Annotated in this window: 20 protein-coding genes; 10 read left to right on the forward strand and 10 right to left on the reverse strand. The window is 63.8% G+C overall.

Annotation, left to right across the window (positions count from 1 at the left end; genetic code table 11):
* The first annotated feature begins 40 nt into the window (after positions 1-40).
* Entirely contained in the window at positions 41-526 is a 486-nt protein-coding gene (locus HCN58_RS20700) for a thioesterase family protein (RefSeq protein ID WP_171581825.1), read from the forward strand.
* A 7-nt stretch (positions 527-533) separates the two neighbouring features.
* Here the strand turns inward: HCN58_RS20700 and HCN58_RS20705 are convergent, their stop codons facing one another.
* Complete coding sequence (locus HCN58_RS20705) at positions 534-2,069, reverse strand: helix-turn-helix domain-containing protein (RefSeq protein WP_171581248.1); 1,536 nt, start codon at positions 2,067-2,069, stop codon at positions 534-536.
* A 157-nt stretch (positions 2,070-2,226) separates the two neighbouring features.
* On the opposite strand from HCN58_RS20705, the gene HCN58_RS20710 reads away from it, so the two are divergent.
* Positions 2,227-3,069, forward strand: a complete 843-nt coding sequence (locus tag HCN58_RS20710; RefSeq protein ID WP_171581249.1) for a class I SAM-dependent methyltransferase — start codon at positions 2,227-2,229, stop codon at positions 3,067-3,069.
* 77 nt (positions 3,070-3,146) lie between these two features.
* Here HCN58_RS20710 and HCN58_RS20715 read toward each other — a convergent pair whose 3' ends face one another.
* A complete protein-coding gene (locus HCN58_RS20715; protein WP_171581250.1) occupies positions 3,147-3,320 on the reverse strand; it encodes a DUF1328 domain-containing protein in 174 nt (57 codons plus the stop codon).
* A 290-nt stretch (positions 3,321-3,610) separates the two neighbouring features.
* Between HCN58_RS20715 and HCN58_RS20720 the strand changes: the two genes are divergently transcribed.
* The 4 genes from HCN58_RS20720 to HCN58_RS20735 all read left to right on the forward strand — a co-directional run bounded on the left by HCN58_RS20720 (position 3,611) and on the right by HCN58_RS20735 (position 9,129).
* On the forward strand, positions 3,611-6,214 hold the full coding sequence (locus HCN58_RS20720; RefSeq protein WP_171581251.1) for an ATP-dependent helicase: 2,604 nt from the start codon (positions 3,611-3,613) through the stop codon (positions 6,212-6,214).
* Positions 6,215-6,347: 133 nt separating this feature from the next.
* Complete coding sequence (locus HCN58_RS20725; protein WP_171581252.1) at positions 6,348-7,280, forward strand: ABC transporter ATP-binding protein; 933 nt, start codon at positions 6,348-6,350, stop codon at positions 7,278-7,280.
* Positions 7,277-8,038 carry an ABC transporter permease gene (locus HCN58_RS20730; RefSeq protein ID WP_171581253.1) on the forward strand — a complete coding sequence of 254 codons (762 nt, stop codon included), beginning with the start codon at positions 7,277-7,279 and terminating at the stop codon, positions 8,036-8,038. Before HCN58_RS20725 ends, HCN58_RS20730 begins: the two co-directional genes overlap by 4 nt.
* Positions 8,039-8,349: 311 nt before the next feature.
* Positions 8,350-9,129, forward strand: coding sequence for a L,D-transpeptidase (locus tag HCN58_RS20735; protein WP_171581254.1), 780 nt, complete (start codon positions 8,350-8,352; stop codon positions 9,127-9,129).
* A 43-nt stretch (positions 9,130-9,172) separates the two neighbouring features.
* On the opposite strand, the gene HCN58_RS20740 is transcribed toward HCN58_RS20735, so the two are convergent.
* The 3 genes from HCN58_RS20740 to HCN58_RS20750 form a co-directional block, all read right to left on the reverse strand.
* Positions 9,173-9,631: a DUF6691 family protein gene (locus HCN58_RS20740; protein ID WP_171581255.1), complete on the reverse strand. Its 459-nt coding sequence runs from the start codon at positions 9,629-9,631 to the stop codon at positions 9,173-9,175.
* 3 nt (positions 9,632-9,634) lie between these two features.
* Positions 9,635-10,060 (reverse strand): YeeE/YedE family protein, encoded by a 426-nt coding sequence (locus HCN58_RS20745; protein WP_171581256.1) that lies wholly within the window; start codon positions 10,058-10,060, stop codon positions 9,635-9,637.
* A 62-nt stretch (positions 10,061-10,122) separates the two neighbouring features.
* Positions 10,123-12,384: a fused MFS/spermidine synthase gene (locus HCN58_RS20750; RefSeq protein ID WP_171581257.1), complete on the reverse strand. Its 2,262-nt coding sequence runs from the start codon at positions 12,382-12,384 to the stop codon at positions 10,123-10,125.
* A 176-nt stretch (positions 12,385-12,560) separates the two neighbouring features.
* Between HCN58_RS20750 and HCN58_RS20755 the strand changes: the two genes are divergently transcribed.
* The gene (locus HCN58_RS20755) at positions 12,561-14,162 is read left to right on the forward strand and encodes a phytoene desaturase family protein (RefSeq protein WP_171581258.1); all 1,602 of its coding nucleotides are present in this window, start codon (positions 12,561-12,563) and stop codon (positions 14,160-14,162) included.
* 60 nt (positions 14,163-14,222) lie between these two features.
* Here the strand turns inward: HCN58_RS20755 and HCN58_RS20760 are convergent, their stop codons facing one another.
* Together HCN58_RS20760 and HCN58_RS20765 are read right to left on the reverse strand one after the other, a co-directional pair.
* Entirely contained in the window at positions 14,223-14,375 is a 153-nt protein-coding gene (locus HCN58_RS20760; RefSeq protein ID WP_171581259.1) for a hypothetical protein, read from the reverse strand.
* Positions 14,376-14,800: 425 nt separating this feature from the next.
* Complete coding sequence (locus HCN58_RS20765; RefSeq protein ID WP_171581260.1) at positions 14,801-14,962, reverse strand: Flp family type IVb pilin; 162 nt, start codon at positions 14,960-14,962, stop codon at positions 14,801-14,803.
* A gap of 201 nt (positions 14,963-15,163) precedes the next feature.
* Here HCN58_RS20765 and HCN58_RS20770 point away from each other — a divergent pair, with 201 nt between their 5' ends.
* Positions 15,164-16,054 carry a 50S ribosomal protein L11 methyltransferase gene (locus HCN58_RS20770; RefSeq protein WP_171581261.1) on the forward strand — a complete coding sequence of 297 codons (891 nt, stop codon included), beginning with the start codon at positions 15,164-15,166 and terminating at the stop codon, positions 16,052-16,054.
* Between the two features lie 4 nt (positions 16,055-16,058).
* Here HCN58_RS20770 and HCN58_RS20775 read toward each other — a convergent pair whose 3' ends face one another.
* Positions 16,059-16,247, reverse strand: coding sequence for a hypothetical protein (locus HCN58_RS20775; protein ID WP_171581262.1), 189 nt, complete (start codon positions 16,245-16,247; stop codon positions 16,059-16,061).
* 207 nt (positions 16,248-16,454) lie between these two features.
* Between HCN58_RS20775 and HCN58_RS20780 the strand changes: the two genes are divergently transcribed.
* Both HCN58_RS20780 and HCN58_RS20785 read left to right on the forward strand, forming a co-directional pair.
* The gene (locus HCN58_RS20780) at positions 16,455-18,290 is read left to right on the forward strand and encodes an aminopeptidase P family protein (protein WP_171581263.1); all 1,836 of its coding nucleotides are present in this window, start codon (positions 16,455-16,457) and stop codon (positions 18,288-18,290) included.
* A gap of 172 nt (positions 18,291-18,462) precedes the next feature.
* The gene (locus HCN58_RS20785) at positions 18,463-19,740 is read left to right on the forward strand and encodes a multidrug effflux MFS transporter (protein ID WP_171581264.1); all 1,278 of its coding nucleotides are present in this window, start codon (positions 18,463-18,465) and stop codon (positions 19,738-19,740) included.
* A gap of 145 nt (positions 19,741-19,885) precedes the next feature.
* On the opposite strand, the gene ligA is transcribed toward HCN58_RS20785, so the two are convergent.
* Both ligA and recN read right to left on the reverse strand, forming a co-directional pair.
* The gene (ligA, locus tag HCN58_RS20790) at positions 19,886-22,036 is read right to left on the reverse strand and encodes an NAD-dependent DNA ligase LigA (protein ID WP_171581265.1); all 2,151 of its coding nucleotides are present in this window, start codon (positions 22,034-22,036) and stop codon (positions 19,886-19,888) included.
* Between the two features lie 173 nt (positions 22,037-22,209).
* Positions 22,210-23,883, reverse strand: coding sequence for a DNA repair protein RecN (gene recN / locus HCN58_RS20795; RefSeq protein ID WP_171581266.1), 1,674 nt, complete (start codon positions 23,881-23,883; stop codon positions 22,210-22,212).
* Between the last annotated feature and the right edge of the window lie 12 nt (positions 23,884-23,895).

Raw genomic sequence — 23,895 nt, forward strand, 5'->3', positions numbered from 1 at the left:
GATGATGACGACCGCTGCCGCCAGGGAAAACCTCAAAGATATGCCGCTGCCGCCGGCCCCGTTCCTGTCCTCGGTGATGCAGATCGAACCGCAATGGATCGATTACAATGGCCACCTCAACATGGCCTATTACAACGTGATGATGGACCGCGCGATCGATGAAATGTGGCTGCAGCTCGGGATCGGGCCGGCCTACATGAAGGAGCGCCACTGTTCGACCTTCACCGCCGAATGCCATGTTCGCTATTTGCGCGAGATTCACCTCGGCGATCCCGTTCAGATTTCGGTTTATCTGTTAGGTAGCGACGAGAAGCGGCTGCATACGTTCGAGGAACTGCGCCACGCGAGCGAAGGCTGGCTCTCCGCCACCTCGGAAAACATGACGTTACACATGGACATGCAACAGCGGAAAGTTGCGCCCTTCCCGCCTGACATTCGCGCGCGCATCAAGGCGGTGGTGGATTCGCATGCCGCCGTGCCGCGGCCCGAAGGCGTCGGCCGCAAGGTCGCAACGCCCCAGCAATAGCGAGCGTTCAGGCCGGCAATCCGGCCTCCTGCAGCGCGCCGACGACCAGATCGCACTGGATTGGCGGCAGCGGCGGCATGCCGCGGTGAACTTCAGCCAGCGTAAGATCAGGGTAGTGCTGTCGCAGCGCGCCAAGGCTGCGGCGGGCCTGTGGCCTCTGCCCGGCGAGCACATAGGCTGGGCACAGCGTCCGATGCACCCAGCTAGCCGACGGATGTTCGGCCAACGCGCGCTCCTGCCAAATCGCCCCTTCGGCGTATTGACCGGCGGTGAAGAGCGCACAGCCGATCCCGACCATGCTGTTGAAGGCCAGCGGATCGTGGGGTGCGAGATCAAGCGCGATCTTGAAGCGCTCGATCGCCGATTGGGGATCGCCCTTGTAGACGTCGATCCACCCGCTGCGGCTCCAGGCCCAGGCCGATCCGCCGTCTATCGCGAGCGCCTTGCGCGTGACGAGATCGGCGCAATCGAACTCGTTGAGCAACGATAACGCGTTGCCGAGTATCGCCAGCACGGTAGCGTCACCGCGCAGCGCCCTTGCCTTACGCGCCAGTTCGAGGCTTCGGGCGCGCTCTTCCAGCGGCGCATGGGTGAAGTGATAGACCACGCGCTGGACATGCGCCCAAGCCGCCAATGCGATGGCAAGCGGATGATTGGGGTCCTGATCCATTGCGCGCTCGAGCAGTTCCAACGCCCGGGCATTGCCGGTCGCATCGAGCGAGAGAACGCCCGGCATCGCCCGTAACGCCAGATCCTGCGCGCCGAGGCAGGTGATCGGCTTTCGCAGCGCGCGGTTGACCTCCGCCATGCGCAGACAGGGCTGCAGCGCCGCAGCGATCCTGGCCGCAAGATGTTCAGTCGTTGCGGTGCCATCGCGCAGGACGTTATCGGTGCGATGCGCCCAGAGCTGGCCGCCGGTTTCGGTATCGATCAGCCGGATGCTCAGGTGCATCTGCGCACCTGTTCCCCTGATGGCACCCCCCAAATGATATCGCGCCGCCGTCGACCGGGTTGCGACCGCGATCCCGGCGCGCGTCAATGCGGTGACGAGGTCGTCGGCGATATCAGCCGCGACAGAAAGATTTTCCGTCACCGCCTCGATCGGCCCGAAGGCGATCGGAGGCCGATCCCGCACCGGCAAAAAAAGCGAAGGCATCGCGCCGAGCGCGTCGGTGAGGACCTCCTGCCGCTTCAGCGTCTGCGATGGCGTCTCGCCGTAACGGCGGCGGTAGGCGATCGAGAACCGCCCGAAATGCGGAAAGCCGCAGCGCAGCGCCACGTTCATGATCTTGACATCAGGCGCACCCTGCAACAGTTCGCGACGGGCGCATTCGAGCCCGATCTCGCGAAGCACGCCGCGCGGGGTCTTGCCGATAAAGGCGAGGAACTGCCGCTGCAAAGTTCTGCCGGATACGCCGGCGATGGCAGCGAGTTCTGTCAAGCGCCAATTGTGGCCGATGTTGGAACGCATCGCGTCCAGCGCACGCCTGACGCCGCGCGGCAATGGCGACGTCGCCGATGAAACGTTCTGGCCAGCAATCATCCAATACTCCGAAGGCCCCTGGTGGTGAGTCCTGGGAACGACGGAAAGGTTCACGTTCCGGATAGCCCTGTCGCGAACTGGATAGGCATCGAGCGGGCCGCGGGACTAAGCCGGCAGCACGCTGAAGTCGGCAAATTCACGTTCAAAGGAGCAGAACATGGCTACATCCGCCGCCGCTCAAACCCTGCAATCCGGCCAGATCGATCTTTCCGCCCTGAAAACCAAGCAGCACGGCGCCTGGTCGTCTGGCGACTACGCCGTCGTCGGCACCACGCTGCAGATCGTCGGCGAAGAGCTGTGCGAGGCGCTCGACCTCCGGGCCGGCCAGAAGGTGCTCGACGTCGCCGCCGGCAACGGCAATGCGACGCTCGCTGCCGCACGCCGCTGGTGCGACGTCGTTTCGACCGACTACGTGCCGAGCCTGCTGGAACGCGGCCGCGCGCGTGCTGCGGCGGAAGGGCTTTCGGTTCAATTCAAGGAAGCGGATGCGGAAGCGCTCGACTTCGGCGACGCGACCTTCGACGCCGTGCTCTCGACCTTCGGCGTGATGTTCACGCCGGACCAGGACCGCGCTGCTTCCGAATTGCTGCGGGTATGCAAGAGCGGCGGCAAGATCGGTCTCGCCAACTGGACGCCGGAAGGATTCATAGGGCAATTATTCAAGACGCTCGGCAAATACCTGCCGCCGCCGGCGGGCGCGAAATCGCCCGCGCTGTGGGGCACGCAGGCGCGCATCGCGGAAATGTTCGGAACCTCGGCAGCCTCCATCAAGGCGGAGCGGCGTCAGTTCACGTTCCGCTACCGCTCGCCGCTGCATTTTCTCGACGTGTTCAGGAATTACTACGGGCCGACGCTGAAAGCCTTTGCCGCGCTTGATGAAACCAACCAGCGCCGCCTCGCCGACGATATCCTGAAGCTGATCGCGTCGATAAACCGCGCCGAGGACGGCACCATGGTGCTACCGAGCGAATATCTGGAAATCGTCATCGTCAAGCGCTGACGGAAGTCCGGAAAGCTTCTGCGGCGACGGCCTGCCTTTGGCCGTCGCCGTCAATTTTTGCAAGACGTGCCGACTGGCTAGACGTTGCTGCGTCCGCGCACCAGTCCGATAACGGCCGAGACCAGAAACAGGATCACGGCGATAAAGAAGATGGCCTTGGCGATTTCGACGGACGCGCCGGCGATACCGCCGAAGCCAAGAACACCCGCGATCAGCGCGATGATCAGAAACGTAACGACCCAACTCAGCATGTCACGACCTCTATTGCCTGTTGCTCCTTCGATGGCGGCGACTGAGGCGTCGCACATCGCCTGCGGGACCAATCCGGGCCGGGAATGATGGTTCCGGGCGGCAAAAGCGCGAAATTTGGCGTTTCGAGCGGAACAAAATCGCAGCAAAGCCTCGAAATCGGCCCGGCAATCGCGACCGCATAAAACCTGTCAAAACGGCCGGACAGGCCCTATATGGCCCTTGATCCCTGCTATGAAGGCTCCCCTTTACCGCCCCACGGTGCCATCGTGGGGCCAAGACGATTCGAGAAATGACCGAGCCGAGCAAACTGCCCCATCACGGCGTCCCCGAGCACCAGCCTGCGGCTGGCGGCATCGCTGCGCGTGCGCGGGCCGCAGCCGGCCCGCAATATCTCAACGGGCTCAATCCGGAACAGCGCGAGGCAGTCGAGACGCTGGATGGGCCAGTCCTGGTGCTGGCGGGCGCCGGCACCGGCAAGACCCGCGTGCTGACCACGCGCATCGCCCACATCCTGAGCCAGGGCCGCGCGCGGCCGCATGAAATTCTCTCGGTGACCTTCACCAACAAGGCCGCGCGCGAGATGAAGCTCCGCCTCGGCCAGATGCTCGGCCAGGCCGTCGAAGGCATGCCGTGGCTCGGCACCTTCCATTCCATCGGCGGGCGCATCCTGCGCATCCACGCCGAGCTGGTGCAGCTCAAATCCAATTTCACCGTGCTCGACGTCGACGATCAGGTTCGCCTGCTCAAGCAGTTACTGCAGGCTGAGAACATCGACGACAAGCGCTGGCCGGCACGCATGCTGGCCGGGCTGATCGACGGCTGGAAGAACCGGGGCCTGACGCCGGCGCAGGTGCCGTCAGGTGAAGCCGCGATATTCGGCAATGGCAAGGGCGGCAAGCTCTACGCCAGCTACCAGGAGCGGCTCAAAATTCTCAACGCGGCCGATTTCGGCGATCTGCTTCTCGAGAACATCCGGCTGTTTCGCGAAAACCCTGACGTGCTCAGGCAGTACCAGAACCGCTTCAAGTTCATTCTGGTCGACGAATATCAAGACACCAACGTCGCGCAGTATCTGTGGCTGCGGCTGCTGTCGCAGGCGCCCTCGCGGCCAGGCGTGCCGCTGTCGGCGATTATTCCGGGCGATCTAACCTCGCCCCGCTTGCGGGGAGACGTCGATGCACGAAGTGCATCGGGTGAGGGGGACCCTCCGCAGACTGAGATCGCGGAGACAACCCCTCACCCCGACCCTCTCCCCGTGAAGGACGCGGAGAGGGAGAAGGCGGCGCCCATCCCCAAAAACATCTGCTGCGTCGGCGACGACGACCAGTCGATCTACGGCTGGCGCGGCGCGGAGGTCGACAACATCCTGCGCTTCGAGCATGATTTTCCCGGCGCAAAAGTTATCCGTCTCGAGCGCAATTACCGCTCCACCGGCCACATCCTCGCCGCCGCGTCACATCTGATCGCGCACAATGAAGGCCGGCTCGGCAAGACGCTGCGCACCGAGGATGTCGACGGCGAGAAGGTCACCGTGACAGGCTCCTGGGATTCGGAGGAAGAAGCCCGCGCCATCGGCGAGGAGATCGAGGAGCTGCAGCGATCAGGCGAAAACCTCAACGAGGTCGCGATCCTGGTACGCGCCTCGTTCCAGATGCGCGAGTTCGAAGATCGTTTTGTGACGCTCGGCCTGCCCTATCGCGTGATCGGCGGTCCGCGATTCTACGAGCGCGCTGAAATCCGCGACGCGTTGGCTTACCTGCGCGTGATCAATTCGCCCGCCGACGATCTCGCCTTCGAGCGTATCGTCAATGTCCCGAAGCGCGGGCTTGGCGATGCCACCGTGCAGATGCTGCACGACCACGCCCGCAAGCGGCGCATGCCGCTATTCGAAGCCGCCCGCGCTGTGGTCGAGACCGATGAATTGAAGCCGAAGGCGCGCGGCGCGTTGCGCGATCTCCTGCTGCAATTCGACCGCTGGCGCGCCCAGCGCGAGGTCACCGCGCATACGGAGCTGGCTGAAATCGTGCTCGACGAGAGCGGCTATACCGAGATGTGGCAGAAGGACCGCTCGGCTGACGCCGCGGGCCGGCTGGACAATTTGAAGGAACTCGTGCGCTCGATGGAGGAATTCGAGAACCTGCAAGGCTTTCTCGAACATATCTCGCTGGTGATGGACCGCGATGGCGACGCCAGTGACGAAGCGGTGTCGCTGATGACGCTGCATTCGGCCAAGGGGCTCGAGTTCGACAATGTGTTCCTGCCCGGCTGGGAGGAAGGCCTGTTTCCGAGCCAGCGCACGCTTGACGAACAGGGCCGCGCCGGCCTCGAAGAAGAGCGACGCCTTGCCCATGTCGGCCTGACCCGCGCCCGTCGTCGCGCAAAACTCTATTTCGCCACCAACCGGCGCATTCACGGCACCTGGTCAACCACGATTCCGTCGCGCTTTCTCGACGAACTGCCGTCGGCCAATGTCGAGATCACGGAATCCAAGGGCGGCTCCGGCTGGGGCGGCGCCGGCGGCTACGGCCCGTCGCGCTTCGACAATGTCGAGTCCTTCGGCTCCAGCTATACGACGCCGGGCTGGCAGCGCGCCCAGGCAAACCGCAACCGCAGCCAGGGCGGCCGTAGCGGTCAGGCCCGCGGCGGTTTTGAGGAAAGCCAGTCGTCATTTTCAGGCGGCTTCTCGCGCAACAAGCGCGGCCCGCTGGTGATCGAAGGCGAGCTGGTGGCTAAATCCACCGGCACCGTTTCAGAATTCTCGCTGGACGACCGCGTCTTTCACCAGAAATTCGGCTACGGCAACGTGGTGAAGATCGACGGCAACAAGCTGACGATCGCGTTCGAAAAGGCCGGCGAGAAGAAGGTAGTCGATAGTTTCGTGGAGCGGGTGTAGCAGACACTTTTCGTGCGTCCGTGCATTGCGGAACCTCCGCCGCGTTCCTATCTCCCGGTTCCCACCCCTTCCCCGCGTCGACCCCGGCCGAAGCGCCGCTGTGCCGTTCGCCACACATTCGTTTCAGACTGCCATGCTCGCGCAACCCCCCATCATATCCGTTTCCAATCTCTCAAAGACCTACGGCTCCGGCTTCAGGGCGCTGAACAACATCAATCTGGATATCAAGCGCGGCGAGATCTTCGCCCTGCTCGGGCCGAACGGCGCGGGCAAGACCACGCTGATCAGCATCATCTGCGGCATCGCCAACTTGAGCGACGGCCGCGTCACCGTCGGCGGGCACGACATCAACAGCGATTATCGCGCGGCGCGGTCGCTGATTGGCCTCGTGCCGCAGGAACTGCACACCGACTCCTTTGAAACCGTGTGGGCGACGGTCAGCTTCAGCCGCGGCCTGTTCGGCAAGCCGAAGAATCCGGCCCACATCGAAAAGGTGCTGAAGGACCTGTCGCTGTGGGACAAGAAGGATTCCAAGATCATCACGCTTTCCGGCGGCATGAAGCGCCGTGTGATGATCGCTAAAGCGCTGTCGCACGAGCCGCAGATCCTGTTCCTGGACGAGCCGACCGCGGGCGTCGACGTCGAATTGCGCAAGGGCATGTGGGACGTAGTACGCGCACTTCAGGCTTCCGGCGTCACCATTATCCTGACCACGCATTATATCCAGGAAGCCGAGGAGATGGCCGACCGAATCGGCGTCATCAACAAGGGCGAGATCATCCTGGTCGAGGACAAGGCCGGCCTGATGCAGAAGCTCGGCAAGAAGCAACTGACGCTGCACCTGCAGCAGAAAGTCGATGCCATTCCGCCCACTCTCGCGCCTTACAAACTCCAAATATCCAACGGCGGGCGGCTGCTGACCTATGATTACGACACCAAGGGCGAGCGCACCGGGATCACCAGCCTGCTGAGCGACCTCCGCAATGCCGGCATCCACATCTCCGACCTCGATACCTCACAGTCTTCCCTGGAGGATATCTTCGTCAGCCTGGTGAGGGCGCCATGAATTACCGTGCGATCCGCGCCATCTATCTGTTCGAAATGGCCCGCACCTGGCGCACGTTGCTGCAGAGCATCGTCTCGCCGGTGGTTTCCACTTCGCTCTACTTCGTGGTGTTCGGCGCCGCGATCGGCTCGCGCATCACCGAGGTCGAGGGCGTCAGCTACGGCACTTTCATCGTGCCAGGCCTCGTGATGCTGTCGGTGCTGACGCAAAGCATCGCCAACGCCTCATTCGGCATCTACTTTCCGAAATTCGTCGGCACCATCTACGAGGTATTGTCGGCGCCGGTTTCCTATTTCGAGATCGTGATCGGCTACGTCGGGGCGGCGGCGACCAAATCCATCATTCTCGGCCTGATCATTCTGGCGACCGCGGCGCTGTTCGTGCCGCTGCATATCCATCATCCCCTGTGGATGCTCACTTTCCTGGTGCTGACGGCGGTGACGTTCAGTCTGTTCGGCTTCATCATCGGCATCTGGGCCGATGGGTTCGAGAAGCTGCAGATGATTCCGATGCTGGTAGTGACGCCGCTGACCTTCCTCGGCGGCAGCTTCTACTCCGTCAACATGCTGCCCTCGGGCTGGCGCACCATCACGCTGCTCAATCCGGTGGTCTATCTGATCTCAGGCTTCCGCTGGAGTTTTTACGAGATCGCCGACGTCAGCGTAGGCTTGAGCCTCGGCATGACGCTCGGCTTCCTCGCCATCTGCATGGCCCTGGTGTGGTGGATATTCCGGACCGGGTGCCGGCTGAAGAACTGACGCGCAGCGTCATTCCGGGGCGGCTCGCAGAGCCGAACCCGGAATCTCGAGATTCTCAGGTGCGCAATTGCGCACTATAGTTCGTGCTTCGCACGGCCCGGAATGACGACCCTAACGTCGGACTCACCCGCTCGCGAAAAAGTCAGTGCCGCAGCCCCTCTGTGCCGTCCTGCCGCCTTGTTTGCGCCGTGGGACGCGTTAACGATTGCCAGTGCAGGCCACTGGAACCAGTGCCGGTTTCCGGGCATATTGCATGCCGGGGACGGAGAGCCGCGGCGCTTTCATACAGGGGCCTGGAGGCCAAAGGTAAAATGCGTTCCTTCCTCATTGCCGTCACCGCCCTGACGTTGTTCGTCTCGGGCACAGCCCAAGCCAAGGTCGCCATAACCGTCGATAAAGATAACCAGCAGATGACCGTCGCGGTCGACGGCGTCGAGCGTTACCGCTGGCCGGTGTCGTCGGGCCTTCCCTCCTACGAGACGCCCAGCGGCAGCTTCCGCGCCTTTCGGATGGAGGAGGACCATTACTCCAAGGAATTCGACGACGCGCCGATGCCGCATTCGATTTTTTTCACCAAGATCGGCCATGCCATCCACGGCACCGATTCCGTGAGCCGCCTCGGCAGCCCCGCTTCGCATGGCTGCGTGCGGCTGTCGCGGGAGAATGCCTTGAAACTTTGGGATCTGGTGAAGCAGGAAGGCGTGCTTAACACTACGGTGACGTTGACCGGCTCCTCCCAGGTGGCGCTGGCGCGCAATCCGCGGCGCGCCAATACGGCCGTGGCACGCCGCGCCCCGCAAACCCAATATGAGCAGCAATACGATGCCGCCGGCGATCCCGTCGTGATCACGCCGCCGCAGCAGCGCACGGCACCCGTGGCGCGGGCCGACGACGGCTATATCTATCCTGCCGACGGATCTTCCAACGAAGCGCGTTATCCCGCGCCCGGCCGCCGCATCTACGACACCCAGGCCTCTCAGCAGCAACAGCAATATTATGCCAACCGCGGTTATGCGCCGGCGCCGCAGGGCTATTACTATCAGCCGCGGCCGTATTATCAGCAGCGCGGGCTGTTCAGCTACCAGGACTAGCCCGTGAATTCATTGTGGTCGCAGCACGATCTGCGACCACATCTCAGCCGTCGGTCGCGCCGGCAAGCTGCCGATCGCGTTGCGCGGTCAGCCGCGATTGCTGCCACGCGTCGTGAGCAATCATCCCTGCCGCCATCGCGGCGACGAAGACGACGATTCCGGGCGACAGCGTCGCCAGACTTTCCAGCGCCGGTCCCGGGCATAACCCGACAAGGCCCCAGCCGATTCCGAACAGCCCGGCACCTGCGACCAGTGGCAGATCGATTCCCGATTTGCCCGGACGGAAATATTGCCCGGCAAACCACGGCCGTGCACTGCGGTCAGCCAGCATGAAGCCGGGTATCGACACAGCCAGCGCCGCCGCCATCACCACGGCGAGGCTCGGATCCCATGCACCGAAGATGTCGAGGAAGCCGAGGACTTTGGTCGGCTGCACCATGCCTGAAATCAGCAGGCCCGCACCGAAGATCAGCCCGCAAACCAGGGGAGCAATGATCCACATGGCTCAACCTCCCAACACGTGACGCGTGATTGCGACGGTGATGACCGCCGTCACCATGAAAACAATCGTGGCGGCGATCGAGCGCGGGGACAGCCGCCCTATGCCGCAGATACCGTGACCGGAGGTGCAGCCGCCGCCAAGCCGCGTACCGAAGCCGACCAGCAGGCCCGCCACCACAATGACGGCCCAGCTCGACGGCAGCTTGGGTTGCGCCATTCCGTAACCGATCAAGCCGGCGATGACGGGCGCCAGAATGAGCCCGGCGACGAACGCGACGCGCCAGCCCTTGTCCTCGCCTGGCACATTCAGCAGGCCGCCGAAGATGCCGCTGATCCCGGCAATCCGGCCGGTCGACAGCATCAGCAGCACGGCGGAAAGCCCGATCAGGACGCCGCCGATCGCAGCCGATACGGGAGTGAAATTGGCCATGGCGGAATTCCGTTGGTTAGGCACGCTCAATCATAGGCGCACCCTGCTCGACCGCAACCCGCCTATTCCTCGCCTTTTCTGAGCCGCCGCCACACCGCGCCCAGCACGTTGGAATAATCGTCGGTCCAAACCCGCTGGTTCTCTTCAGCTTCGGTCAGCGCCCATTGGTCCGACGACGCCAGCTTGCCGACGTCGGGCTCTTCGCGCGCCGAGACCACGACCGAGGTCGAGAAGATGTATTCATTGTCGCGCCCGGAATCCTCGCTGTAGACCCAGCTCTTCAAATCGTTGGCGTCGGCGATGCCGACGACGACGCTCGACAGTTCCAGATGCCGATTGGAGACGTGCATCACCACGACCCCTTGCGGCGCCAGCTTCGACTTGTAGATTTCCATCGCCTCTTCGGTCGCCAGATGAATCGGGATCGCATCCGACGAATAGGCGTCAACGATGATCAGGTCATAGACACCGTCGGGTTCGCGCGCGAAGGTAAGCCGCGCATCGCCGATCACGGGCTGTATGTTCGGCTCGCAGACCTGGATATAGGTAAAATATTTCGGGTCGCGCGCGGTATCGACCATGGTCTGGTCGATCTCGAAGAATTTCCAGTCCTCGCCGGCCTCCGAGGCGCAGGTCAGCGTGCCGGAGCCGAGCCCGATCACGGCCACGCGCAGTGGCGCGCCCTTGCGTTCTCGGATCGCCGTGATCGCCTGACCGATGCCGCCGTCCTTGTGATAATAGGTGATTGGCTCCGGCTGGCCGGTGACCGGCGTGCCGTCGTCGTTCTTGAATTTCTCGGCGCCGTGGATCGTGGTGCCGTGCATCAGCACGTGATATTGGCCGTTCGGCGTCATCACGATCTTGTGGACGCCGAAGAAACTTCGCACCGTCTCCACCCGGCCGTCGTCGGAAGGATAGGCGCGTAGCAATACCAGCGCCACCACGACGGTCGCACAGATCTTCCAGCGGTTGGCGTTGAGCGCAAGCGCCAGCAGCGCCGCCAGCACCCCGACTGCGCCGATCACCCACACGCGATGATCCTCGAACCAGTTGAACAGTTTTCCGGTCGACCAGGCCGGCGCGATCAACGCCACCGCCAGCGCCGCAAGGAACGGCCAGTACCACGCGCTCCAGCGCGGCAGGCGTTCGCCGCCGGTCGGCCGGCATAGCGCCGCGAGCGCCAGCAGGATCGGGTATTCCGCAACCCATGAGAAGGTGAACGGCGCGATCAGGCCGGCGAATAAGCCGCCGAGCATGCCGCCGAACGACAGCGCGACATAGAAGCCGGTGAGATATTTCGCCGCCGGACGGGTGCGCGCCAGTTCGCCATGGCAGGCCATTGCGATCACGAAGAAACAGAGCTGATGCCCGCCGAGCGTCAGCAGCAGATTCTGTTCGCCACCGACCGCGAGCAGCACCACGACGCCGGCGATCGCCAGTGGCTGCGCCAGCAGCATCCATTTGTGGGGCAGCAGCGGACGCGACTGGAACACCAGCACCCAGGTCAAGAGATAGAGCGACAGCGGCAGCACCCACAATAAGGGCGCTGCGGCGACGTCGGTGGAAATATGGGCCGTTACCGCGATCAGCAGCCCCGAGGGCACGGCCGCGAGGAATATCCAGCGGGCGCGCAAAATCCATGACGGCGCCGGCGCGCCGGTGTCGTCGGCCGGCATGTTGAGTGCAGCCGCGTTCACCGGCGAGCGCAGCAGCAACACGCCGCAGGTGGCAATCAGCACGATCAAGAAGCCATAAACGCCGGTCCAGATCAGGTTCTGCATGCGCAGCGTGAACATCGGCTCCAGCAGCACTGGATAGGACAACAGCGCCAGGAAACTGCCGACGTTCGAGGAAGCGTAGAGGAAGTACGGGTCGGGACCGTTGGGGTGGCCGGTGCGGACGAACCAGGCCTGCAGCAGCGGGTTGTTGGCCGCGAGCGCGAAGAACGGCAGCCCGATCGAAACCGCAAACAGGCCGAGCAGCCAGATCGCATAGCCTGAATTCGGCGGATCGCCCCACCCGCTCGCAATCGACAGCGGCAGCGTCAGCATCGCACACGCGAGCAGCACGAGATGGACCGCCACGGGAATCCTGCGATTGCGCGCCTGCATCAGAAAATGGGCATAGGCATAGCCGCCGAGCAACAGCGACTGGAAGAACACCATCGCCACCGACCAAACCGCCGGCGAGCCGCCGAGCCGCGGCAGCACCATCTTGGTGAACAAGGGCTGCACGGAGAACAACAGCAGTGCACTGACGAAGATAGCGGCGGTGTAGACGACCAGCACCAGCCGGTTTCGCGAGGCAGACGGCTCAGAAATCATAAAAGCTCCGGCTTGAACCCGGCGGGAGCCGGCGGCGAGCATTCCGGCAGGTTGTGCCGGAAGCGCGAATTGGAGCATATGACAACATGGCTAGCAAGGAACCGCGGAATGATGGACTTGACGGCGCGCCGGGACGGCGCGACAGCACGCTCTAATCAAACCTTCTTGAAGCGGACATGAACGAAACCGAAATCGTCATCATCGGTGCGGGGCATAACGGCCTCACCTGCGCGGCCTATCTCGCGATGGCAGGCCTGCGCGTGAAAGTGGTCGAGCGCCGCAAGACGGTCGGCGGCGCCGCGGTGACCGAGGAATTCCATCCCGGTTTCCGCAATTCGGTGGCCGCCTATACGGTCAGCCTGCTCAACCCGCAGATCATCGCCGACCTGAGGCTTGCCGAACATGGCCTGCGCATCGTCGAGCGCCGCGCACAGAATTTTCTGCCCGCGCCCGACGGCAGCTATCTCCTGACCGGCGAGGGCCGCACCCGGCAATCGGTGGCAAAGCTCAGCGAGCGCGATGCCGGCGCGATTGAGGCCTTCTCGCGCGAACTGGAGGCCATCGCCGACGTGCTGCGGCAATTCGTGCTGCGCGCGCCGCCGAACCTCGTCGAGGGGTTTGGCATTGGTGCGATTCGCGAAGCTTTCAATGCCGTCGGGTCTGCGAGCATCCTGCGCAGGCTCTCGCTCGAACAGCAGCGCAGCTTGCTCGACCTGTTCACGCGCTCGGCCGGCGAAATGCTGGACGAGCGTTTCGAGAGCGACCTGGTGAAGGCGCTGTTCGGTTTCGACGCTATCGTCGGCAATTACGCCAGCCCCTACGCCGCCGGCTCCGCCTATGTGATGCTGCACCATGCGTTCGGCGAGGTGAACGGCAAGAAAGGCGTATGGGGCCACGCCATCGGCGGCATGGGCGCGATCACGCAAGCGATGGCGCGCGCCGCGCGCGGCTATGGCGCCGAGATCGAAACGGACGCCGGCGTGCGCGAGGTGATCGTCGAGGGCGGGCGCGCTGCGGGCGTCGTTCTCGACAATGGCGAGGCTGTCCGCGCGAAATACGTCGTCTCCGGCGTCAATCCGAAATTGCTATATACGCGGCTCGTGCCGTCGGGCGCGCTGGCGCCGGAATTCCTCGAACGCATCGCGCGGTGGCGCAACGCATCCGGCACCTTCCGGATGAATGTCGCGCTGAACGCGATACCGTCCTTCAGCGCCCTGCCCGGTGCCGGCGATCATCTCACCGCCGGCATCATTCTCGCACCCAGCCTCGGTTACATGGACCGCGCCTGGCAGGACGCGCGAGAGCACGGCTGGAGCCGCGAGCCGGTGGTGGAAATGCTGATCCCCTCGACGCTCGACGATTCCCTCGCACCGAACGGACGGCATGTCGCGAGCCTGTTCTGCCAGCATGTCGCGCCGGAATTGCCTGGCGGAAGGTCATGGGACGATCACCGCGAGGAGGTCGCCGACCTCATGATCGCGACGGTTGACAAATTCGCGCCGGGCTTTGCGGGCAGCGTGATTGGCCGCCAGGTGCTGTCGCCGCTCGACCTCGAGCGGCAGTTCGGCTTGCTCGGCGGTGACATCTTTCATGGGGCGCTAACGCTCAATCAATTGTTCTCGGCGCGGCCGATGCTGGGCCATGCCGATTATCGCGGGCCGCTCAAGGGTCTCTATCATTGCGGCTCGGGCGCGCATCCCGGCGGCGGCGTCACCGGCGCCCCCGGCCACAACGCCGCGAAGGTGATCCTGGGCGATCACCGCGCCCTGTTCGGATAGGTCGAACGCGCAAGGCGCGACGCCAGGACCGGCGTCGCGCCTTGTGATCAAATTGTCAAATCAAACGGCGTCGTGAGCTTCGAACGGAACCGAACGCGATTCCTGCATCGACAGCGCCAGCGAAGGCGTCGCGCCGGACTTGGTGGCCGACGGATAGCTTGCGTACGCGCTCACGGCGCACATCAAGGCAACAACGACGGTAATCTTCTTCATGTTGAAATTTCCCCCTGTGTTTCGCTGTTTTCAGCGTGCCAGTTCTTAAGGAGCTGCAACTTAATCTGCGGTTCCATCAGACCGATCGAAACGAACCATCTTGGCGGCGCGGTGAATGGCGTGTGTATGCGGGCGGTAAACGGAATCTTAAGGACGTGCCGGCCGCTCGCCTTCGGCCTCACAGATGCGGCCGGATGTCGACAAAGGGTGCAAAGCCGCTGGGTAACGACAGGAAAAACCTGTGGATCGACTGTCTAAACTCCACAGCAAGCCTGTGAAAGCCTCACCGCAGCGCCTGTGGAAAGCACCGTATGCTTCCACGGATAAGGGTGGGAAAGGTCTGTGGACAAGCGTTGGACTAGCCCAAAAATGACGGAACCGGACGCTTGGCGCGCCCGGTCCCGAAATGCCCAACAAACGAGCGGTCACTTCAGCGAGCTACTGATGGTGTCAAAGTTGCTGCTGAGCTTGGTACCGAGGCCGTTCACGACGCTGATGATCGCAATCGCGATACCCGCTGCGATCAGGCCATACTCGATGGCCGTGGCTCCCGATTCGTCCTTGAAGAATGACTTAATGATCGACATGGCTGGTTCCGACCTAGGTTTATGTTCCTGGAACCGAGGCTGCCCCTGCAGTTCCTATTCGGGAACCTACGGAGATGAATCTAAGGCGGCCCTAACAGGCGACATGCAACTTTTCCGAGTAGTACGACATGAAATTTTCTCAAATTTGAACGAAACGCCCGTTCCCAATCGTACCCTTCCCTACTTTCTCCAGGTTCTTCAATGATTTCCCTTGCCTCCACACATCGCGTCCATTTTGCTGTCGGCGACGAGCACACAGCCAGAGGCGTCGTCGATGCCCTGACCGAAATTTTTTTTGAAGGCCAGGCCGCGATCGCCGCGTTCGAACGGCCGGATAGCCGATGGGACGTCACGGTGCACTTTGCCGAGCCCCCCGATCAGCCGCTGGTCCGCGAACTCGTGGCCAACGCGGCCGGTGCTGACATCGCCGCGGGCATCACGTTTGATACGGTCGAGGCCAAGGATTGGGTCAAGGCCAGCCTCGAGGACCTCGTCCCCGTGCCGGCCGGGCGGTTCGTGGTCCACGGCCAGCACGATCGCGACAGGATTGCGCCGAACAAGCTCGGCATCGAGATCGAGGCGGCGCTGGCCTTTGGCACCGGCCACCACGGCACCACGCGCGGCTGCCTGCTGCTGCTCGATCAGGCTCTGAAGGCCTGGCGCCCGCGGCGCGTGCTCGATCTCGGCACCGGCACCGGCGTGCTGGCTATTGCGGCGGCCAAGGCGCTGCATGAAAAAGTGCTGGCGAGCGATATCGATCCGCCGTCGGTGCAGGTCGCGCGCGACAATGCCAGGCTGAACGTGTCAGGACATCTGGTGCGGACGGTCCGCGCCACCGGCTTCTCGGCACCGCAATTTACCCAATCGGCGCTGTTCGATCTGGTGCTGGCGAACATCCTCGCGAATCCGCTGCGGCAGCTGGCAGGGCCGATGGCGCGGCATCTGGCGCCGTCGGCGCTGGTCATTCTCTCAGGGCTACTGCCGCATCAGGCGCCCGCCGTCATCGCCGCCTATCGCGCCCGTGGGCTGGTGCCGGTACGGCACCTGCGCATCGAAGGATGGAGCAGCCTCCTGCTGCGCAAGGTGAACTGAAACTCTAGTCGGCTGGTCTGTGCCGGTTACGGGCGCTCACGCCCTTCTCGTCCTTCAACGACCGCTTGAGGCGCGCTTCGGCGAACCGGTCGAGGATCTGGACGATGACGCCGCGTTGTTTCTTGTTGGCAACCGGCGGAACCGGGCCGCGACGGTCCGGCGGCGAAATCTTCTCGAACGTGAAAGCAGGCATGGTGTATCCCCTCTTCGTTGAGTTGAAACACTCCTGGAGTTTCCCCGGTATCTCTGAGCTGAACGGCCACACCGCCAACCGCTCCGTCCGACTAGCGCGGACCCACATATTGAAGCACAGATACATATTGAAGCACAGATTATACCAAATTGTGGCCGATAGCGCCGCATTGCGGACCGCTCCGCCCGACCCTAAAGTGACCAAGCGATGTTCGAAGCCCATTTCCAGACATTCGAAGAACCCGAAGGCGGTGTGGCGCTGACCGCGCGGCTCGCCCGCTTCCGCGAGGAGCTGGCACGGCGGAAGCTCACCGGTTTCGTGGTTCCGCGCGCCGATCAGCAGCAGAACGAATATGTCCCGGCCTCCGAGGAGCGCCTGGCCTGGCTGACCGGCTTCACCGGTTCGGCTGGTATGGCGATCGTCCTGACACGCGAGGCCGCGGTTTTCGTCGACGGCCGCTATACGCTGCAGGCCGCCAAGCAGGTCGACCGCAAGGCTTGGCATATCGAGCCGCTGGCCGATCCGCCGCCGGAACACTGGCTTGGGAAACACCTTGCGGCCGGCGACCGCTTCGGTTTTGACCCCTGGCTGCACACTTCCGCGGCAGCCGAGCGTCTGGCCGCTGCCTGCACCAAGGCGGGCGCGGAGCTGATCGCAGTCGAGAGCAACCCGCTTGACCAGATCTGGACCGAGCGCCCGGCCCCTCCGCTTGGCCGCGTCGCCATTCACGGCGTGCAGTTTTCCGGCGAGATCGAAGCCGAAAAACTCAAGCGCATCCGGCTGGAGATCAACAAGCTCGGCGTCGAGGCGCTGGTGCTGTCGGATAGCCACGCGGTGGCCTGGACTTTCAACATCCGTGGCGCCGACGTCTCGCACACGCCGCTGCCCTTGTCCTATGCGCTGGTGCCGAAGGATGGCCGTCCCACTGTCTTCATCGACCATCGCAAGCTGTCCAACTTGACGCGCGACCATCTCGAACAATCCGCCGACGTGCGGGAGCCGGACGCGCTTGTCCCTGATCTGACCGAGCTTGCGCGCAGCGGCGCCGCGATCGCCCTCGACAGCGCCACCGCGGCGGACGCGGTGAGTCGCCTGATCGCTTCTGCCGGCGGCAAGCCGGTGCGTGGCAATGATCCGGTGAGCCTGTTAAAGGCGGTGAAGAACATCACGGAGATCGAGGGCACGCGGACCGCGCACCAGCGCGACGCGTTGGCGCTGGCGCGCTTCCTCGCCTGGGTCGACCGCGAGGCGCCGTCGGGCGCGCTGACCGAGATCGACACCGTCGAGGCGCTGGAGACCTTCCGCCGCCAGACCTGCGCGCTGAAAGATGTCTCGTTTCCGACCATCGCGGGCACCGGGCCGAACGGCGCCATCGTGCATTACCGCGTCACCCGCAAGAGCAACCGCAGAATTTCGCCCGGCGATCTGCTGCTAATCGATTCCGGCGCGCAATATGAAGACGGCACCACCGACGTCACCCGCACCATCGCGATCGGCACGCCCACCGACGAAATGCGCGACCGGTTCACCCGCGTACTGCGCGGCCACATCGCAATTGCGCGCGCGGTGTTTCCCGACGGCACCACCGGCGCACAGCTCGATTCCTTTGCGCGGCAATATCTCTGGCAGGCCGGCCTCGACTTCGAGCACGGCACCGGCCACGGCGTCGGCAGCTATCTTTCGGTGCATGAAGGCCCGGCGCGCATCTCGAAACTTGGCACCACACCGCTGAAGCGCGGCATGATCCTCTCCAACGAGCCTGGCTATTACAAGACGGATGCCTTCGGTATCAGGATCGAGAACCTCGAACTGGTTATCGGCACCGACATACCCGGGGCCGAGAAGCCGGTGAACGCATTCGAGACGCTGACGCTGGCGCCGATCGATCGCCGCCTGATCAATGCGAACATGCTGAGCGCGACGGAATTGAAGTGGCTCAACGACTACCACGAGCGTGTCAACCGCGCGGTGCGCCCGCATCTCGACGACAACGCCACGAAACTGTGGCTGGATGACGCGACGGCGGCGCTGCAGCCGCTGTGAGCACTGTTGCCTAACCCATGGTCGTCCTTCTCTGGAATACTGGGTCACCCGCTTTCGCGGGTGACCCAGTGGAGTGTGTTGTACGAATTCGGCATGGCCGCATGCCGAAACGGTCGTATTCGCCGTCAGCCACCGCGCTACAGTCCGATTCAACCAACAGGATCTGAACTGAATGCACGGCGTCATGGGCAAGCCGCCCGACGCGGCGGTGAATGCCGTCGCGACTTCGAAAATCATGCTGCTGATGCTGGTGGCGATGACCGGCGTCGCGCCGATCTCGCTCTACATGCTGGTGCCGGCGCTCCCCGTGCTGGCAACGACGTTCGGCGGCGATATTTCCGTCGCACAGATGACGGTGTCGCTTTACATGGTCGGCATCGCCTGCTCGCAGCTCATCATGGGGCCGCTGTCGGACAAATTCGGACGCCGCCCGGTGCTGCTCGCGGGCCTTGCCCTGATGGTGGCGGCAAGCGTCGGCTGCTCGCTGGCGCAGACGCTGCCGCAACTGATCGCCGCGCGCTTCCTGCAGGCGCTTGGTGGCGCCACCGGCATGGTGGTGAGCCGCGCCATCATCCGCGACCTCTACAGCCGCGACCGCATCAGCTCCATGATCAGTCTTGTGATCGCGGTCATGATGATGGCGCAGATGCTCAGCGCGCTGGTCGGCGGCCTCCTGGAAACCGCATTCGGCTGGCGCGCCATCTTCTATTTCATCACGGCGGCTTCGCTCAGCGTCGCGGTCCTGATCGCGCTGGCGCTGCCAGAGACGCGCCGCGAACGCAGCGAGAGCAGCAGCTTCCGCGGCGACGTCGGCAAGCTGATCCGCAACCGCGCCTTCATCGGCTATGTGCTGTGCCAGGTACTGGCTTCCCAGATCATTTTCATGTTCGCCGGCGGCGGACCTTACATCGTGGTGACGCAGATGGGCCGAACCACGGCCGAATACGGCGCGTGGTTCGCGACGACGGGATTTGCCTATCTGATCGGCAATGTGTTCTGCGTCCGCTTCGCGCCGCGGCATTCGCTGGAGAAGCTGATCTGGTTCGGGCTCGCCGTGCAATTCGGCGGCAGTCTGCTGAACCTGGTCTTGAGCATTGCCGGAATCAACCAGGCGCCGCTCTGGCTGTTCGGCACCCAGATGATCGTGATGGTCGCCAACGCCTTCGTGATGAACAACGCCGCGGCCGGCGCCATCAGCGCCCGCCCCGAGGCCGCCGGCACCGCCTCCGGGGCGATGGGTTTTCTGCAGCAGGGCATCGGCGCGCTGGTCTCACAATTCGGCGCCTATCTCGGCGGCCACTCCACGACCACGCTGCCGCTGACGGCGGCGATCTTCGCGCTCTCGATCGCGTGCGCCTCCTCCATGTTCTTCCTCGTGCCGCGGCGAGACGTGGTGGTCAGCGAAGAATTGATGGAGAAGGCGGAGGAGGAAGAATCGGGGATGTTGTGAGCGTATAGCCGCAAAAGCAAAGCTGTCATCCCCCGCGTATGCGGGGATCCAGTACGCCGCGGCCTCTCGGCTCAATCACCGCTGTCTCTGGAATGCTGGGTCACCCGCCTTGCGGGTGACGACGATTATGGGTGTGGCGGAATCCCTACTCTCCGATCAGCTTCAGCCACTCGTCCTCGGTCAGCACCTGTACGCCGTGCTTCTTCGCTTCCGCCAGCTTTGAACCCGCGCCCGGACCCGCGACGACGTAGTCCGTCTTCTTCGACACCGAGCCGGCGGCCTTGGCGCCCAGCCGCTCGGCCGTTGCCTTGGCCTCATCCCGCGTCATCTTTTCCAGCGAGCCGGTGAACACCACGGTCTTGCCGGCGACGGCCGAATTGCTCTTGGGCTTTTCGGCGTCAACGATCTCGCTGAGCTCCTTAACCAGCCGCTCGACGATGCCGCGGTTATGGCTTTCGCCGAAATAGGCGGCGACGCTCTTGATTACGGTATCGCCGATCTGGTCGAGCGCATCCATCTCGGCGATAGTGTCCTCGTCGCCCTTGGCGATCTTGAGGCAGGCATCGTGGAAGGCGTCCCACGAACCGTAGCCGCGCGCCAGCGCCAGCGCGGTGGTCTCGCCGACATGGCGCATGCCGAGCGCATAGATGAAGCGCTCCAGCGCGATGCGTCGGCGGCTCTCGATCGCCGCGAACAGGTTGCGCACGGAGGTTTCACCATAGCCCTCGATCTCTTCAAGCTTCAGCTTGGCGTTGCGTTTGGGCAGCGTGAAGATATCGGCGGGTTCTCTCACCCAACCCTCATCGAAGAAATACTGCAGCTGCTTTTCGCCGAGGCCATCGATGTCGAACGCCCGGCGCGACACGAACAGCTTTAGATGCTCTATCTTCTGGTACGGACAGGCGAACTCGCCGGTACAGCGGGCACGCGAGCCTTCCTCGCCGGTTGCCGTCTCCTCGCGCACGACGTCGGTATGCAGCGGGCACGGGCATTTTTTCGGGAAGTGGAATTCCTTCGTGTTCTTCGGCCGCTTGTCGATCACAACGTCGACCACCTGCGGAATCACGTCGCCGGCGCGCTGGATCACGACGGTATCGCCAATCCTGATGTCGCGCCCCTCGCGCAACTGCTCGCCCTTGTTGCCGATGCCCTTGATGTAATCCTCGTTGTGCAGCGTGACGTTCTGCACGATCACGCCGCCGACGCCGACCGGCTCTAGCTTGCCGACCGGCGTGAACGATCCCGTGCGGCCGACCTGGATTTCGATATCGCGCAGCACCGTCATGGCCCGTTCGGCCGGGAATTTGTGCGCAATCGCCCAGCGCGGCGTGCGCGAGACAAAGCCGAGCCGCTCCTGCCAATCGATACGGTCGATCTTGTAGACGACGCCGTCGATGTCGTAGTCGAGTTCGCCGCGCTGCTCCTCGATCTTGTGATGGAACGCAATCAAGTGCTCGACGGAGTGACAGAGTTTTGTCAGCGGATTGGTCTTGAAGCCGCAGCGCTCGAACCAGTGGATCATGCCGGTTTGAGTCTTTTCGGGCATCGCGCTCATCTGGCCCCAGGAATAGGCAAAGAAGCCGAGCGGGCGCGAAGCGGTGATGGAGGGATCCTTCTGGCGCAGCGAGCCTGCAGCCGAATTGCGCGGGTTTGCAAAAATAGTATCGCCCGCAGCTTTCTGCCGCTCGTTCAGCGCGAGAAACGCTTTCTTGGTCATGTAGACCTCGCCGCGCACCTCGCAGATATCAGGCACGTTGCGGCCCTTCAGCTTCTGCGGCACGTCCTCCAGAGTGCGGATGTTCGCCGTGACATCCTCGCCTTCCGCGCCGTCACCACGGGTAGCGGCGGTGACGAGTTCGCCGCCCTCGTAGCGCAACGACATCGACAGCCCGTCGATCTTCGGCTCGGCGGAAAAATCGATCTTGTCGTCACTGAGTTTGAGAAAGCGCTCGATGCGGCCGACGAAGTCGAGCACGTCCTGTTCGGCGAACGCGTTGTCCAGCGACAGCATCGGCACTGCATGCCGGACTTTCTTGAAGCGACCCGATGGCATCGCGCCGATCTTCTGCGACGGCGATTCCGCTGTAACGAATTCGGGAAACCGCTTCTCGATCGCGTTGAAGCGCTGCCGCAAGGCGTCGTATTCGGCATCGCTGATGCTGGGAGCATCTTCCTGATAATAGCGTTTGTCGTGCGCCTCAAGCTCCAGCGCCAGCCGCATATGCTCCACCTTGGCTTGGGCCTTGGTGAGTTTGGCGATGTCGGTAAGGGTTTTTGTTTTCGCTGTCTTGGCCATGGGTGTTGAATACGATGAAGTAGGCCTGAGGGCAAAGCCGGACGGGGGTGCCGTTCCCCGGATGCTGCGCAGCGCGCAAGCGGTGCGCAGCTGATCCGGGGTCCATCAACACGGTAGGTCCCGGCTCTGCGGAGCAGCGTTTGAGGCTGCACCGCGTCCGGGACACGAGCAGATTACGCCGTTGCCGCCCGCAACAGCCGCTCCGCCGCCGCCCGCGCTTCCGCGGTGATCTCCGCCCCCGCCAGCATGCGGGCGATTTCCTCGCGGCGGTGGTCGGCGGCGAGCGCGTTGACGCGGGTGGCGACGCGCTTGCCCTTGTCGAGCGCGTCCTTGGAAATCAGCAGATGCTGGTTCGCCCTTGCGGCGACCTGCGGCGCGTGCGTCACCGCCATCACCTGGACCTGGCCGGCCAGCCGCGCGAGGCGGGCACCGATCGCATCCGCCACCGCGCCGCCGACGCCGGTATCGATTTCGTCGAACACCAGCGTGGGCGCTGAGCCGCGGTCGGACAGCACCACTTTGAGCGCCAGCAGAAAACGCGACAGCTCGCCGCCGGAGGCGACCTTCATCAGCGGGCCGGGCTTGGTGCCGGGATTGGTCTGCACCCAGAACTCGACGCGGTCGATACCCTGCGGCCCCGGCGCGTTCGCGTCCGTTTCGACCTGCGTCATGAATTTCGCGCGCTCGAGTTTCAGCGGTGCGAGTTCGGCATTTACAGCCTTGTTGAGTTTTTCGGCGGACTTGCTGCGGGCTGCTGATAGCTTCGCCGCCGCCGCGGCGTAGCGCTGGTCGGCTTCGGCAGCCGCGGCTTCCAGCTTCTTCAGCCGATCCGCGCCTGCATCGATCAGCGCCACGTCGGAGGCGAATTTGGCAGCCAGCGCCGCGAGCCCATCCACCGGCGTCGAATATTTGCGGGAGGCTGCGCGCAGCGCAAACAGCCGTTCCTCGATGCGCTCGAGCTCGGCCGGATCGAAATCGGCCGCGACCAGGGCTGCGCTGAGATGCTGGTCCGCCTCTCCCAGCGCGTTGATCGCGATATCGATCGCCTTCACCGCCGGCTCGACCAGCGCAGGCGAATTGGCGGCGCGGCGTTCCAGCCGTCGCACGGCCGCGGCCAGCGCCGGCACCGGCGAGTTGTTGCCGCCGACCGCCTCCTGCGCCTCGCGCAGGTCGCTGGCGATCTTCTCGCCCTGCATCATGGTGGTGCGACGTTCGGCGAGCGCCGTCTCCTCGCCGTCCTTGGGCTTCAGCGCTTTGAGTTCGTCGGCGGCGTGGCGCAAATAGTCCGCCTCGCGCGCGGCGCGCTCCATGCTGGCGCGATGCTCGTCGAGCGCCTGATTGGCGGTCCGTCGCGCCTCCCACAGCGTTTCCAGCGCGGCGACTTCCTTTTCCAGCCCGGCAAAGGCGTCGAGCAACTGCCGGTGCGTCGAGGCGTCGACCAGCGCGCGCTCGTCATGCTGGCCGTGAATCTCGACCAGCGCCGCGCCCACCGCTTTCAAGGTCTGCACGCTGATCGACTGGTCGTTGATGAAGGCGCGGGTTCGGCCGTCGGCGAGCTGCACCCGGCGAAGAATCATTTCGCCGGTATCGTCGAGGCCGTTCGAGGAAAGGATCTTTGTCGCCGGATGGCCCTTGGGAACGTCGAAAGTGGCCGTCACCTGGCCCTGCTCCGCGCCGTGGCGGACCAAGCCCGCGTCGCCGCGACCGCCGAGCGCCAGCGCGAAGGCATCGAGCAGGATGGATTTGCCCGCGCCGGTTTCGCCGGTCAGCACCGCGAGGCCACGGGAGAATTCGATATCGAGCCGTTCGATCAGGACGATGTCACGGATCGACAGACGCGCCAGCATGCGAAGTCAATT

Origin of the sequence: Bradyrhizobium australiense (genome assembly GCF_013114825.1) — a bacterium.
GTDB classification, from domain to species: domain Bacteria; phylum Pseudomonadota; class Alphaproteobacteria; order Rhizobiales; family Xanthobacteraceae; genus Bradyrhizobium; species Bradyrhizobium australiense.